This is a genomic window from Thauera phenylacetica B4P (genome assembly GCF_000310225.1).
GTDB classification, from domain to species: domain Bacteria; phylum Pseudomonadota; class Gammaproteobacteria; order Burkholderiales; family Rhodocyclaceae; genus Thauera; species Thauera phenylacetica.
Genome location: NZ_AMXF01000094.1, coordinates 1 through 14,798, shown reverse-complemented (window position 1 = coordinate 14,798; position 14,798 = coordinate 1). Strand labels below are relative to the sequence as shown.

At 69.2% G+C, this 14,798-nt stretch carries 12 protein-coding genes; 1 reads left to right on the top strand and 11 read right to left on the bottom strand.

Annotated elements, in window-relative coordinates; genetic code table 11:
• Positions 1-187 precede the first annotated feature (187 nt).
• The gene (gene guaD, locus C667_RS12845) at positions 188-1,480 is read left to right on the top strand and encodes a guanine deaminase (protein WP_039921480.1); all 1,293 of its coding nucleotides are present in this window, start codon (positions 188-190) and stop codon (positions 1,478-1,480) included.
• Between the two features lie 19 nt (positions 1,481-1,499).
• Here guaD and C667_RS12840 read toward each other — a convergent pair whose 3' ends face one another.
• From C667_RS12840 to hutG, 11 genes are all read right to left on the bottom strand, one after another.
• Complete coding sequence (locus C667_RS12840) at positions 1,500-4,250, bottom strand: EAL domain-containing protein (protein ID WP_004365081.1); 2,751 nt, start codon at positions 4,248-4,250, stop codon at positions 1,500-1,502.
• A gap of 228 nt (positions 4,251-4,478) precedes the next feature.
• Positions 4,479-5,096 (bottom strand): HutD/Ves family protein, encoded by a 618-nt coding sequence (locus C667_RS24385; RefSeq protein WP_004365080.1) that lies wholly within the window; start codon positions 5,094-5,096, stop codon positions 4,479-4,481.
• Positions 5,093-5,830 carry a histidine utilization transcriptional repressor HutC gene (hutC, locus tag C667_RS12830; protein ID WP_004365078.1) on the bottom strand — a complete coding sequence of 246 codons (738 nt, stop codon included), beginning with the start codon at positions 5,828-5,830 and terminating at the stop codon, positions 5,093-5,095. The genes C667_RS24385 and hutC overlap by 4 nt, the downstream gene beginning before the upstream one ends.
• 104 nt (positions 5,831-5,934) lie before the next feature.
• Positions 5,935-7,470 (bottom strand): histidine ammonia-lyase, encoded by a 1,536-nt coding sequence (gene hutH, locus C667_RS12825; protein ID WP_004365075.1) that lies wholly within the window; start codon positions 7,468-7,470, stop codon positions 5,935-5,937.
• 88 nt (positions 7,471-7,558) lie between these two features.
• A complete protein-coding gene (locus C667_RS12820) occupies positions 7,559-8,335 on the bottom strand; it encodes an ABC transporter ATP-binding protein (protein WP_211207705.1) in 777 nt (258 codons plus the stop codon).
• A 14-nt stretch (positions 8,336-8,349) separates the two neighbouring features.
• The gene (locus tag C667_RS12815) at positions 8,350-9,159 is read right to left on the bottom strand and encodes an ABC transporter permease (protein ID WP_169317688.1); all 810 of its coding nucleotides are present in this window, start codon (positions 9,157-9,159) and stop codon (positions 8,350-8,352) included.
• Between the two features lie 5 nt (positions 9,160-9,164).
• Complete coding sequence (locus tag C667_RS12810; RefSeq protein ID WP_039921474.1) at positions 9,165-10,157, bottom strand: ABC transporter substrate-binding protein; 993 nt, start codon at positions 10,155-10,157, stop codon at positions 9,165-9,167.
• A 113-nt stretch (positions 10,158-10,270) separates the two neighbouring features.
• Entirely contained in the window at positions 10,271-10,924 is a 654-nt protein-coding gene (locus C667_RS12805) for a flavin reductase family protein (RefSeq protein WP_004365070.1), read from the bottom strand.
• A gap of 22 nt (positions 10,925-10,946) precedes the next feature.
• Entirely contained in the window at positions 10,947-12,608 is a 1,662-nt protein-coding gene (gene hutU / locus C667_RS12800; RefSeq protein ID WP_004365068.1) for a urocanate hydratase, read from the bottom strand.
• Positions 12,609-12,694: 86 nt separating this feature from the next.
• Positions 12,695-14,023, bottom strand: coding sequence for a YjiH family protein (locus C667_RS12795; protein ID WP_004365066.1), 1,329 nt, complete (start codon positions 14,021-14,023; stop codon positions 12,695-12,697).
• Positions 14,024-14,079: 56 nt separating this feature from the next.
• The coding region (gene hutG, locus C667_RS12790; protein ID WP_004365063.1) for a formimidoylglutamase at positions 14,080-14,798 on the bottom strand (719 nt) is incomplete at its 5' end.

The window sequence follows — 14,798 nt, the reverse complement described above, 5'->3', positions numbered from 1 at the left end:
GCGATCGCGATCGCCGCCGAGGTGCTGCAGCTGCGCGGCGCCTCGCTCGCCGCCCGCCCGGCGCAGCGCGGCAGCGCCAGCGGCATCGCCCGAGCCGAATCGCACGCGCAGCCAGGACAGCCGTCCGAGCCTGCGCGCCGCGCCCACCCCACATGAGCTCCGTCCCAGTGCGATGAACCCGACCGCCATGAACGCCTCCCGCCTGAGCGCCGTGCGCGGCGAGATCGTGCACTTCCTCGCCGACCCCGCCGCCGACCCCCGCGCGCTCGAGCACTTCGCCGACGGCGTGCTGATCGTGCGCGACGGTCACGTCGCCGAATGCGGCCCCGCCGCCGCGCTGCTGGCGAAGTTGCCGTCCGGCACGCCGCTCGCCGACCACCGCGGCAGGCTCATCCTGCCCGGCTTCGTCGACACCCACGTGCATTACCCGCAGACCGACATCATCGCCAGCCATGGCGAGCAGCTGCTCGAATGGCTGGAGAACTACACCTTCCCCGCCGAGCGCCGCTTCGCCGACCCCGCGCACGCCGCCGAGGTGGCCGGCTTCTTCTGCGACGAGCTGCTGAGGAACGGCACCACCACCGCGGCCGCCTTCGCGACGGTGCACCCGGCCTCGGTGGAGGCGCTCTTCGCGGCCGCGCAAGCACGCCGCATGCGCCTGATCACCGGCAAGGTGCTGATGGACCGCAACTGCCCCGAGTTCCTGCGCGACACGGCCGAGACCGGCTACGCCGAGTCGAGGGCGCTGATCGAGCGCTGGCACAACCGCGACCGCCTGCTCTACGCCATCACCCCGCGCTTCGCGCCCACCTCCACGCCCGCGCAGATGGCGCTCGCCGGGCGGCTGTTCCGCGAGCACCCGGGGGTCTTCCTGCAGTCGCACCTGGCCGAGAACCGCGCCGAGGTGGACTGGGTGGCGCGGCTCCACCCCGAGGCGCGCAGCTATCTCGACGTCTACGAGCGCGCCGGCCAGCTCGGCATGCGCGCGCTGTTCGCACACTGCCTCTGGCTCGACGACACCGACCGCCGGCGCATGGCCGAGCGCGGCGCGGCGATGAGCTTCTGCCCCACCTCCAACCTCTTCCTCGGCTCCGGCCTCTTCGACCTGCGGCGCGCGCGCGCGCTCGGCGTGCGCGTAGGCCTGGGCACGGACGTGGGCGGCGGCACCAGCCTGTCGATGCTGCAGACGCTCAACGAGGCCTACAAGGTGCTGCAGCTCGGCGGCCAGTCGTTGTCGGCGGCGAGCGGTTTTCACCTCGCCACCCTGGGCGGCGCGCACAGCCTCTACCTCGACGACCGCATCGGCAACTTCGCGCCCGGCAAGGAGGCCGACTTCGTCGTCCTCGACCCGCGCGCCACCCCGCTGCTCGCCCGCCGCAGCGCCGGGTGCACGACGCTGGAGGAGCGCCTCTTCGTGCTGATGATGCTGGGCGACGACCGCGTGGTGGCGGCCACGCACGTGATGGGCGTGCCGATGTAGGCAGGGCGCGCGGCCGGCCTCAGATCATCTCGAGGAAGTCGCCCCAAGCCTCCATCGGCAGCGGCTTGCCGAACAGGTAGCCCTGGTAGGCGTCGCAGCCGTGCTGGCGCAGGAAGTCGCGCTGCTCCGGCATCTCGACGCCTTCGGCCACCACCTCCAGGCCGAGCGCGTGGCTCAGCGACAGGATCGCCAGCACGATCGCCTCGCTGCTCTCGTCCTCGGCCATGTCGCGCACGAAGGACTGGTCGATCTTGAGCTGGTCGAAGGGCAGGCGCTTGAGGTAGGACAGCGAGGAGTAGCCGGTGCCGAAGTCGTCGAGCGCGAAGCGGATGCCGAGCGCGCGCAGCTCGTTCATGCGCCGGATGGTCTCGTCCACGTCCGACAGGATCGCGCTCTCGGTGAGCTCCAGCTCGAGGCGGCCGGGGTCGATGGCCGCAGCGCGCACGGTGTCCTTCACGCTGGCGACGAAGTCGGGCTGGTGGAACTGGCGCGCGCTCACGTTGACCGCGATCTTGAGGTGGCGCGTGCGCTCGTTCATCTGCCAGCGCGCAAGCTGGGCGCAGGCGGTGCGCAGCACCCACAGGCCGAGGCGGACGATGTGGCCGGTGTCCTCGGCGAGCGGGATGAATTCGGCCGGCGACACCATGGCGCCGCCATCGAGCGGCCAGCGCAGCAGCGCCTCGGCGCCGATCACCACGCCGCGCCGGTTCACCTGGGGCTGGAAGAAGAGCCGGAAGGCGTTCGCCTCCAGCGCCTCGTGCATGCGGGCCTCCAGGCGGGCGTGCGCATCGACCACCGCCTGCATCTCCGGGTTGAAGAAGCGCAAGGTGTCGCGCCCTTCCTGCTTGGCGCGGTACAAGGCCACCTCGGCCTGCTTGAGCAGGCTCTCGAGCGAGCTCACGCCGTCGTGGAACAGGCTGATGCCGATGCTCAGGGTCGCGAAGTGGCGATCGCCGTCCCCGTCTCCGAGCACGTAGGGCTGCTGCAGTGCATGCTGGAGCTTGCGCGCGATCTGCTCGGCATGGCCCAACGCGTCGGCCTCGTCGTCGCCGACGCCCTCGACGAGCACGGCGAAGTCGTCATCGCCATGGCGCGCGACCGTGTCCTCCTCGCGCACGCCCGCACGCAGGCGCGCAGCCACCTCACGCAGCAGGTCGTCTCCCGCGGCATGGCCGAGGGTGTCGTTGAGCTGGCGGAAGCGGTCGATGTCGAACAGCATCAGCATGCCGAAGCGGTCGCGCCGCGCGCCGCTGCGGATCGCCTGGGCGATGCGGTCGTGCAGCAACGCGCGGTTCGGCAGCCCGGTCAGCGCATCGTAGTAGGCGAGCCGGTGCAGCAGCGCCTCGGACTGCTTGCGCTGGGTGATGTCCTCCTTGACCGCCACGTAGTGCGTGATCGCCCCGGCCGCGTCCTTGATCGGCGCGATCGTCGCCAGCTCGAGGTAGGTCGAGCCGTCCTTGCGTACGTTGTTGAACTCGCCGCGCCACACCTCGCCGGCGACCAGGGCCGCCCACATCCGCTCGTAGGTCGCGCGTGGCGTCAGCCCGCCGTTGAGGATGCGCGGGTTGCGCCCGAGCACCTCCTCGCGCCGATAGCCGGTGATGCGCTGGAAGGCGTCGTTCACATAGAGGATGCGGGCGGAGGTGTCGGTCATGACGATCGACTCCGGGCTCTGCTCGATCACCATCGACAGGCGCTGCAGCTCCGCCTCGCGCTTGCCGATCTCCACCGCCATGCGGTCGATGCCCTCGGAGAGCGCATCGAGCTCGCCCACACCGGTCGCCAGGGAAACGCGCGCATCGCGCCGGCCGGCCGCGATCGCGTCGATCGCGCCGCGCACCCGCGCCGCCCACACCTCGACCAGGCGATAGATGTAGAAGCGCGCGAGCAGCGCGGAGACGAGCGCGATGGCCGCGATCAGCGCCAGATGCAGCAGCAGGCGCCGCCCCACCGCCTCCAGGGAATGCTCGAGCGGCGCGCCGATGGCGAGGAAGCCGCTCTCGGGCGCGAAATCCGGCGCGCCGATGCCATACAGGCGATGGACGCCGTCCAGCCCGGCGAGCTCGGCGACACCGCCTTCGTCGCGCACGACCGCGGCCATGCGCGCGAGGGTCTCCCCGGAAACCTCGTGTGCGCGCCAGCGCTCGGGCTGGTGCGCCACCACGAGCCCGGAATTGCCGATCACGCTCGCCTCCCAACCCTCCGGCAGGCGGAACCCCTCGATCAGACGATCGAACCAGGCCACGGTGATGGTGGCGAAGATCACCGCGCGCAGCGAGCCGTCGGCCGCGCGCAGCGGGTAGCCGAAGGCCATGCCCGGCATTCCCGACACCTTGCCGATGACAAACTCCCCGGGGGAAATCCCGTCGCTGCCGAGAGAAGTGCGGAACCAGGCGCGATCGATCACCGTCACCGGAGCGCTCATCGGCCTCCCGCTGCAGAAGATCTCCCCGTCGGGCAGCGCAGCACCGATGTTGGCGAAACCTTCGAGCGACTCGAGCAGGCGGGCGGCGATTCCCGAGCACTGCGCAGCGTCCAGCGCCTGCAGGTCGTTCGAGCGCGCCATGATGCGCAGCACCAGCGCGACCGCGCGATGCGCGGCCTGCGCCTCGCGGTTCGCATCCGCCAGGCGCAGCGAGATCTCGGTCCGGGTCTCCTCGACCGCCTGCCGGCGGCGCTCTTCGTAATCGAAAAGCGCGAACAGCAGAACCGGCAGCACCGCGATCGCGATCGTCAGCCACAGGCGGAAATTGAGCGAGGAACGGATCATCGGTCTTCCGGCGACGGGCTTCGACGGGGGCTCTCCGGCGCATGAGGGATTGGGGTTCGGTGGGCGAACTCTGCCGCAGTTTCGCCACGCTGTCGCGCTCGAATGCCCGGATCATGCGAACCAGTTCACGCGACAGCCCATTCCGGTGCGTATGCAGCGGGAATCCCGCCTGCCGAACCCGGGTCGCTTCCCGGTCCGTCGCGCCCGAGCGGGCGACCCGGACCGTCCTCAACCTGTCGGTTCGACTCGACCGTCCCGCGTGTGCTCGCCGGGAAACACGAACTCCGCCAACAGCACGCGTGCCATGCCATCGGCGGAGAGGCGCAGCTCGGCCGGGTCCTCGGGCCAGAAGCGCAGCGCGTCGTGGCGCGCGAGGATGGCATCGCCCGAGTCGGCGACCACCCGCAGCGGCCCCCCATCCAAGAGCAGCATCAGTCCCTGCGCCGTGCTGCGCAGCAGCGCGACCTCGCCGCTCAGCGTCATGAGCCGGCAATGCTGCCGGCAGCGTGCATCGCGGCTCATCACGCCGGCGTCGAGCGCGACGCCGGCCGGGCTCGCGAACACGCGCGCGCCCCCGTCGAAATGCACGGCCTCGCCGCCCCGCACGAGCTCCACCGCCTCGCCATCGATGTCGAGCCGTACCGGCTCGCCCTCGAGCAGCAACAGCGTGCGGCTCACCCCCGGATAGGACGAGAAGGCGCCCGCCTCATGCAGTTCCGCCAGGCTGATCCGCCAGGCGAAGTCGTCGAGACCGGCCCCTTCGGGCGAGACCGCCACCTCGCGCGTCGTGCCGCCGCCGTTCTTCCACGGCCGCGCCACACGCGCGTCGCGCGGGAGGTGCTTCATCGGCCGCGCCCCAGGGCCGGTGCCGACAACCCGCGCAGCGAGGAGCGCAGCTTGTAGCGGTCGCCCGGGTGGATCAGGCGCGCGTAGCTGATCAGGTGATCGTCCGACCAGGTGCGCCGCGTCATGCTCAGGCAGGGCGTGGCGGGGTCGATGTCGAGCAGGCCGGCGGTGGCGGCGTCCACCCGCAGCGCCTCGACCACGTGCTCCACGTCGGAGATCGGGCAGCTCGCCACCAGCACCTCGTTGGGGGTCCGCAGGGAGAAGTCCGTGTGCAGATACTCGGGCGCCCAGCGCGGATTGACGAAGCGGTCCTCGAGCTGGATCGGCACGCCGTCCTCGCGATGCACCAGCACGGTGTGGAACACGCGCGCGCCCAGGCGCACGCCCAGGCGCAGCGCGACCTCGTCGTCGGCCTGCACCTCCTCGCGGCGGATCACGTCGTTGCTGTAGGCGTGGCCGCGGCCGCGCACCTCGGCGGCGATGTTGTACACCTCGAGCAGCGAGGACTCCGCCTTGCGGTCGGTGACGAAGGTGCCCAGTCCGGCCTGGCGCACCAGGTAGCCCTTCTGCACCAGGTCGCGGATCGCCTTGTTCGCGGTCATGCGGCTGACGCCGAAGTCGCGCGCGAGCTGCTCCTCCGGCGGGATCTGGTGATTCACCGGGAATTCACCGCTGCGGATGCGCTCGAGCAGGTAGTCCTCGATCTGCCGATAGCGTGGGGTGGTCTCGCTCAAGTCTCGTCCTCTGCTTCGCCATGCGTCCTGCGCATGATACCGGTCGTCAACAAGGGAACGGCGTCCGCCCGAGGACGTCGCCCCGCGAGCGGCGAAGGTGGGCATTACGCGTAAGAGGGCAGGATGGCCGCCGGCAGCAAGGCCGACAGGCTGCGCCCGAGCAGGAGCGCGTTCGCCGCCTCGATGTCCGGGGCGAAGTAGCGGTCGCGGTCGTAGAAGGCCACCTTGTCGCGCAGCAGCGCACGCGCCTGCTCGAGCACGGCCGAGCTCTTGCGGCCCTCGCGGAAGTCCAGGCCCTGGCAGGCGGCCAGCCACTCGATCGCGATCACGCCGCGGGTGTTGGCGGCCATCTCCCACAGCCGGCGGCCGGCGTTGGGCGCCATGGAGACGTGGTCTTCCTGGTTGGCCGAGGTCGGCAGGCTGTCCACGCTGGCCGGGTGGGCGAGCGCCTTGTTGTCGCTCGCCAGCGCCGCGCAGGTCACCTGGGCGATCATGAAGCCGGAGTTCACCCCGCCGTTGGCGACCAGGAAGGCCGGCAGCTGCGACATGTTGCGGTCCACCAGCAGCGACACCCGGCGCTCGGCGAGCGAGCCGATCTCGGCGATCGCCAGCGCGAGGTTGTCCGCGGCCATCGCCACCGGCTCGGCGTGGAAGTTGCCGCCGGAGAGGATGTCGTTCTCCTCGGCGAACACCAGCGGGTTGTCCGAGACCGCGTTGGACTCGATCTCCAGCACCTCGGCGGCCTGGCGGATCTGGGTCAGGCAGGCGCCCATGACCTGGGGCTGGCAGCGCAGCGAGTACGGGTCCTGCACCTTGTCGCAGGCGATGTGCGACTGCGCGATCTCGCTGCTGTCGCCGAGCAGGTGGCGGTAGGCCGCGGCGGCGTCGATCTGCCCGCGCTGGCCGCGCACCGCGTGGATGCGCGCATCGAAGGGCGCGCGCGAGCCGAGCGCGGCCTCCACGGTGAGGCTGCCGCACACGGTAGCGGCGGCGAACAGGTCCTCGGCCTCGAAGAGGCCGCGCAGCGCGTAGGCGGTGGACACCTGGGTGCCGTTCAGCAGCGCCAGGCCTTCCTTGGCCGCCAGGGTCAGCGGCTGCAGCCCGGCGAGCGCGAGCGCCTCGCCCGCCTCCAGCCAGCGGCCGCGGTGGCGCGCCTTGCCCTCGCCGAGCAGCACCAGCGACATGTGGGCGAGCGGCGCGAGGTCGCCCGAGGCGCCCACCGAGCCCTTGGCCGGGATCAGCGGGTAGACCTCGGCGTCGAGCAGCGCGATCAGCGCGTCGATGACCTCGCGGCGGATGCCGGAGAAGCCGCGCGCCAGGCTATTGACCTTGAGCAGCAGGATCAGGCGCACGGTGGCGTCGTCGAGCGCCTCGCCGATGCCGGTCGCGTGCGACAGCACCAGCGAGCGCTGCAGCAGTTCGAGGTCCTCGCGCGCGATGCGGGTCTGCGCGAGCAGGCCGAAGCCGGTGTTGATGCCGTAGACCGTGCGGTCCTCGTCGATGACCTGGCGCACGCAGGCGACGCTGCGCTCGATGGCCGCGCTGGCCTCGGCGGCGAGGCGCACGCGTACGGGTTCCTGCCAGGCCTGGCGCAGCTGGGAGAGGGTCAGGCGCCCGGGTTGTAGTTCAAGGTCGAGCATGAGTAGAAAGTTTCCAGAGGGTAAAGGAGCACCGGAGCGCGGTCTTCGAAGACTCGCGCTCCGGCTCGGGTGCCTACAACCGGACAGCTCAGGCGGTGGCGGAGACCTGAATGTCGAGATCGCTCCAGATCACGTCGAAATGCTCGTTGAACTTGCTCGAACGCCGCAGCGCGATCGGATCGTCACCTTCGACACCGAGATCGATCGGATAGATCGACTTGACGGTACTCGGCCGGTGCGAAAGGACGAGGACCCGGTCGGCCATCGCGATGGCTTCGCCGATGTCGTGCGTCACCAGGATGGCCGACTTGTTGCGATCGCGGATGATCCGCTTCACGTCGCCCTGGAGCACCAGCCGTGTCTGGAAGTCGAGCGCGGAGAACGGTTCGTCGAGCAGGATCACCTTCGGGTCGAGCGCCAGGGTTCGCATGAAGGCGACCCGTTGCCGCATGCCGCCCGAGAGCGAACTCGGCTTGGCCTCCTCGAAACCCGCCAGGCCATAGCTCCTGATCAGACCTGCCGCGCGCTCCTTGGCGAGCGCCGGATCGGTGCCGCGGACCTCGAGGCCGAGGGTCACGTTCTCCATGACGGTCCGCCAGGGCAGGAGCAGGTCCTTCTGCAACATGTAGCCGACGTGTCCCCGTGCACCATCGACCACTTCGCCGTCCACATGGACCGCCCCGGCGGTCGGTGCGAGCAAGCCGGCGATGATGTTGAAGAGCGTGGACTTGCCGCATCCGGACGGACCGATGATGGCGAGGATCTCTCCCGCATGGAGCTCGAAATTGATGCCGCGAAAGACGTTCACCTCTCGCTCGGTACCCTGATTGAAAGTCATCGAGACATCCCGTGCCTCGAGGACCACTTCCTTTCTGATCTTCACCATTTGAACCTCGCTTCGACCTTGACCAGCAGGAAGTCGAGAACCAGCGCCATGACCATCAGGCAGAAAATGCCCACGAAAACCGAGTTGAGGTCGTAGAGCGCGCCGGCGTTGTAGATGAAATAACCGAGACCGACCTTGGCCGAGATGTACTCGCCGACCACCGCACCGATCATTGCGAAGCCGATATTGAGGCGCATGGTGGCGAGGATCCATGGCGAGGCTCCGGGAACGATGACCTTTCTCCAGATCGTCAGTCGACGCGCACCGAGCGAGCGCATCAGCTTGACCAGGTCGGGATCGACCTCCTGTGTGCCCTGATACACGGAGATGAGCGCAACGATGAAGGTGAGGCTCGCAGCGATCGCCACCTTGGCACCGATATCCACGCCGAACCACACGACCACCAGCGGCGCGAGCGCGATCTTGGGCACGCCATTGATCGCCACGATGATCGGCCTGAGGATGCGCGCGACCGTCTCGGACAGCCACAGGGCAAGCCCTGTGACGCTACCGAGCGTAGTTCCCACGACAAAGCCCAGGATCGCCTCGAAGGCCGTCGCACCGGCGTGGGTGAACAACTCCCCGCTGGCGGTGAGCGCGATCAGCTTCTGCAGGATTCCGGAAGGCTGGCCGTAGAGGTACACCGGGGCCACACCGGTGCGGACGAGGACTTCCCAAACGATGAGGATGCCGGCGATCAGCAGGGTCTGGTAGATCGGGATTCGTGCCTTCGATGCCATGGAGGACGATCCGGCGGCACGGCGCGCAGGCGTCGCCTCGATTCGGGTCACTGTGCTGGCCATCGCGCTCACCCCGCCACACCGAACGCTGCGGTCGCCTTCTGCGCGAACCGGTTATCGACCATCTCCTCGAAAGGCAGCTGCTTGCGGATGGTGCCGGCGAGGAAATCATGCTCGACACTCGCATCCCATTCGGCCTTGTCGACGATCGGATTGAGCGGCACGTAGCCCGGGGTTGCGAGCAGGCGGGCGCATCCGGCCTCGATGACCTGGCGATCGAGATTGGAAAACTCCGCTCCCATCGCGCTCACGTAGGCGGCGGAGTTCTCGCGGATGATCTTCATCGAGGCCGCGAGGGCATTGCAGAAGCGCTGCACGAGATCCGGATTGGCCTCCAGATAGTCCCGCTTGACCATCACCGAGGTCAGCAGGATCGGCCCCATCTGCTCGGCAAAGCCGTACGCGACCTGCAGCCCCTGCTGGGCAGCGATGCTTGCGTCCCACTCGAAAACCACGCCGACGTCGGCGCGCTTGTCGCGTACTGCCCCCACGATCGAACCCGGGGGGCCTTCGAGGAACTCGACGCCGTCGGCCTTGGGATCCATCGCGGCGAATTTCTTCATCGCGAAGGTCGGCGTGGTGATGGTGTTCGAGGGGTAACGCAGGCAGGCGACCTTTTTGCCCTTGAAGTCGGCGAGCGACGTGAAGGAAGTCCCCGGCGGCGTGATGACCCACATCCCAAGCGCACCGCACATCTTGGCCACCACGGTCATCTTCCCTCCCTCGAGGGTCGAATTGACGGCCATCCCGGTGCCGGTCGCGGCAAACTGACCACGACCGGACAAGGCGATGGACACGGGCTCCACCACCGTACCGCCAACGTTGGTGTTGACCTCCAGGCCTTGCTGCGCGAACAGGCCATTGCGCGCGGCGACGTAGATGGGGCCGTAGTTGGCGAGCTTGAGGCCGGTGGTCAGTGTGACCGGGATCGCGGCCTGGCCATGGGCGTCGCGGATGGTGAGCGACACCAGCCCCGGCGCGGCGCCGAGCGCGCCGAGCATGCCGAGCGCCTTGAGGGCGCTGCGGCGACCGGACTTGTGGTTTTCGTAGTTCATGATTTCGTCTCCTCCTGTGCTGCGTGGTGTGGGCTTGCGAGTGGATGTGCCCGGCGACTCTACGGCCGGCCTTCCAGCCCGGCGGCCTCTTCTGGGGAAGCCATGGGAATGCGCATCTCGAAGGTTTCGTCGACCACGGTGTAGTCGTAGTACCCGAGGCGGGCGATGGGGCGCGCCTTCTTGATATCGAGCTTGCCGAACTCGTCGATGTACTCGTCCTTGATGTGAATCTTGACGACCTCGGCGAAGACGACGTCCACGGTGCCGACGTTGGAGTTGCCCTTGAGGCGATGAGTGGAGATATAGCGGCACTCGAAGTGGCAAGGGCTATCGGCGACCATCGGGACGTCGGAGAGGTCTGCTTTGACCGTCCGCAGTCCCGCGAGCTTGATCTCGCTCTCGCCGTAGGGTACGGCCATCGAGGTGGTATTCATCGCTTCGCGCAGATCCCAGGTGACCATGTTCCAGACGAACCAGCCGGTCTTCTCGGCGTTGATCACCGTGTCCTTGCGGCGACCGTCCGGATACTGGTTGGCCGCGAACATCACCATGGGCGGATCGAAGGTGAGGTTCTGCCACTGGCTGTAGGGCGCCAGGTTCTCGACACCATCCGGGCTGATCGACGACAACCAGCCGATCGGGCGCGGCACCGTGCAGGCCTTGAAGGGGGAAAACGGCAAGGGGCACTTCTCGCTACCGGGCATGTATTTCATGGTGTAGGTCCTTTGTGTGGGCTTACGGGATCATCGGCAGGTCGAGGCCGTTCTCGTGCGCGCTGTCGATCGCGATCTGGTAGCCGGCGTCGGCGTGGCGCATCACGCCGGTGCCGGGGTCGTTGCGCAGCACGCGGCCGAGGCGGGCGTGGGCTTCGGGGGTGCCGTCGGCGACGATGACCACGCCCGAGTGCTGCGAGAAGCCCATGCCGACGCCGCCGCCGTGGTGCAGCGACACCCAGGTGGCGCCGCCCGCGGTGTTGAGCAGCGCGTTGAGCAGCGGCCAGTCGGAGACCGCGTCCGAGCCGTCCATCATCGACTCGGTCTCGCGGTTGGGGCTGGAGACCGAACCGGAATCCAGGTGGTCGCGACCGATCACGACCGGGGCCTTGAGCTCACCCTTGGCGACCATCTCGTTGAAGGCCTGGCCGAGGCGGGCGCGGTCCTTGAGGCCGACCCAGCAGATGCGCGCCGGCAGGCCCTGGAAGGCGATGCGCTCGCGCGCCATGTCGAGCCAGTTGTGCAGGTGCGGGTTGTCGGGGATCAGCTCCTTGACCTTGGCGTCGGTCTTGTAGATGTCCTCGGGGTCGCCCGACAGCGCCGCCCAGCGGAAGGGGCCGATGCCCTGGCAGAACAGCGGACGGATGTAGGCGGGGACGAAGCCGGGGAAGTCGAAGGCGTTGTCGACGCCCTCTTCCTGCGCCATCTGGCGGATGTTGTTGCCGTAGTCGAAGGTGGGCACGCCCATCTTCTGGAAGTCGAGCATGGCGCGCACATGCACCGCCATCGACTGCTTGGCGGCCTTGACCACCGCCTCGGGCGAGGTCTTGCCGCGCGCGACGTAGTCGTCCCAGGTCCAGCCGATGGGCAGGTAGCCGTGCAGCGGGTCGTGGGCGCTGGTCTGGTCGGTGACCATGTCCGGGCGCACGCCGCGGCGCACCAGCTCGGGCAGCACCTCGGCGGCGTTGCCGAAGAGACCGATCGACACCGCCTTGCCCTCGGCGGTGTAGCGCGCGATGCGCTCGAGCGCGTCGTCGAGGTCGGCGGCCTGCTCGTCGAGGTAGCGCGTGCGCAGGCGGAACTCCAGGCGCGACTGCTGGCATTCGATGTTGAGCGAGCACGCGCCGGCGAGCGTGGCGGCCAGCGGCTGCGCGCCGCCCATGCCGCCGAGGCCGGCGGTGAGCACCCAGCGCCCCTTCAGGCTGCCGCCGTAGTGCTGGCGGCCGGCCTCGACGAAGGTCTCGTAGGTGCCCTGCACGATGCCTTGCGAGCCGATGTAGATCCACGAGCCGGCGGTCATCTGGCCGTACATCATCAGGCCCTTGCGGTCGAGCTCGTTGAAGTGCTCCCAGTTGGCCCAGGCCGGCACCAGGTTGGAGTTGGCGATGAGCACGCGCGGGGCGTCGCGGTGGGTCTCGAACACGCCGACCGGCTTGCCCGACTGCACCAGCAGGGTCTGGTTGTCCTCGAGGCGGCGCAGCACCTCGACGATCTTGTCGAAGCACTCCCAGTTGCGCGCGGCGCGGCCGATGCCGCCGTAGACCACGAGCTCCTTGGGGTTCTCGGCCACCTCGGGGTCGAGGTTGTTCATCAGCATGCGCAGCGCGGCTTCGGTGAGCCAGCTCTTGGCGGTGCGTTCGGTGCCGCGCGGGGCGCGGATCTCGATGTCGCGGAACTTGGTCATGGGGAATCTCCGTTTATGGGGTGCGGGGTTGGAAGGCGGGGTCGGGGTTGAGGTTGACGTTGTTGGGGTCGGGGGTTGCGCGGCGGTCATAGCCAGCCGAGCTTGTGGGCGAACTGCGCGAAGGGGATGGTGAACACCAGGCTCAGGAAGGTGCGCTGCAGCCAGACCAGCAGCAGGTCGCGCATGCGCAGCGGGATGCGCGTGGCGATCACGCAGGGGATCGAGGCGGACAGGAAGAGCACACTGCTGACCGAGACCACGGCGACGGTGAAGCGCACGACGACGTCGGCCTCCTTCATCAGCATCGCGGGCAGGAACATCTCGGCCAGGCCCGAGGCCACCGCGCGCGCCACCATCATCGGCTCGTCGAGGCCGAAGGCCCAGGTCACCGGGTAGAGCAGCACGCCGAGGATGTCGAACACCGGGGTGTATTTGGCGGCGAGCAGGCCGAGCAGGCCCACGGCGAGGATGCTGGGCAGGATCGCGGCGGTCATGCGCAGGCCGTCGGCGAAGGTCTCGCGCAGCGACACCCGCAGCGGCGGCGCGATGTGCGCATGCTCCAGGCCGGCGTCCCAGGCCGCCTGCATACGGCTGCGCCCCTCGGGCAGGACCGGGTCGGTGCTGCCCTCGCTGGGCAGGCGCGAGATCGGGTAGATGCGCGCGCTCACCGCGGTGACCGTGAAGGTGATCGCCATGCAGCCCCAGAAGTACAGGTTCCATGCCGGCATCAGGTTCAGGGTCTTGGCGACGATGACCATGAAGGGCGCCGACACGGTCGAGAAGCCGGTGGCGATGATCGCCGCCTCGCGCAGGGTGTAGTGGCGCTGGGCGTACATGCGCGCGGTGATCAGCAGGCCGACCGAGTAGCTGCCGACGAAGGAGGCCACCGCGTCGATCGCCGACTTGCCCGGCGTGCGCCAGATCGGTCGCATCACCGGCTGCATCAGCACGCCGATCAGCTCGAGCAGCCCGAAGCCGATCAGGAAGACGAGCGCGAGCGAGCCGAGCGGCACGATGAGCGCCAGCGACAGCACCAGCTTCTCGAACAGGAAGGGCAGCATGCCGGGGGCGTACACCACCTCCGGCCCCGCCTTGAACAGGAAGGCGACGCCGATCGCCAGGCCGAGCACCTTGAGCACCGAGAAGGCGACGCTGACCGCGTTCTCGCGCCAGCTGCCCGACACCCAGGGCTCGAGCGCGCCATAGGCCATCAGCAGCATCGCGATCACGACGACCAGCGTGCGCGCGTCCTTGACCAGATAGCTCGCCGCATGGTCGAGCACGATGGTCGACTTGCCGCCGATCTCGAAGGGCACGAAGAAGATCACCAGCCCGATCAGGCTGTAGACGAGCAGGCGCGCGAGCGCGACGCTGCGGGCGGACGCGGGCACGGCCGCGCTGGATGGTTCGCTCATGGGGGTCTCCTCCGGCAGATGCTTTTTGTAATGGCTTGCGGCTGTGCGGCGCGGGTTCAGCCGTTGAGGGTGAGCAGGTGGATCAGGCGCGCGGCGACGCGGGCGGTGCGCTGGTCGATGTCATGCTCGGGGTTGAGCTCGGCGAGGTCGGCGACGCGCAGCTTGCCGCTGTCGCGCACCTGCTCGGCGAGCGCCTCCACGAGGGCGAGCGGGACGCCGCGCGCGGCCGGCGCGCTGACGCCGGGCGCCTCGCAGGCAGGCAGCACGTCGATGTCGATGGTCAGGTAGAGGTGCTCGCAGTCCGCGATGAAGACGTCGAGCGCGGCCTGCACCTCGACCAGGTTCGCCGGGGTGATCTCGCGGTCCTCGCGCACCAGCACGTCGAGCTCGGCGGCGCGGCGGAACAGCGCGCGCGTGTTGCCGGCCCGGCTCACGCCCAGGCAGGCGTAGCGGAAGGGCCAGCCGCGCGCCGCGGCGGCCTCGGCGATCTGCGCGAAGGGGGTGCCGGACGAATGCGCGTGGGCGGGGTCGCGCAGGTCGAAGTGGGCATCGAGGTTGATGATACCGATGCGCGGCGCGTGCTCGCCGCTGCGCTCGAGATGCGCGGCCAGGCCCTGCCAGGTGCCGAAGGCGACCTCGTGGCCGCCACCGAGCACGAGCGGGAAATGGCCGCCGCCGAGGACCGCGGCGAGCGCGCGCGCCAGGCGCGCCTGCGCCGCCTCGAGCTCGCCGTCGGCGCACACCACGTCGCCGGCGTCGTAGGCCGGAGCGCTGC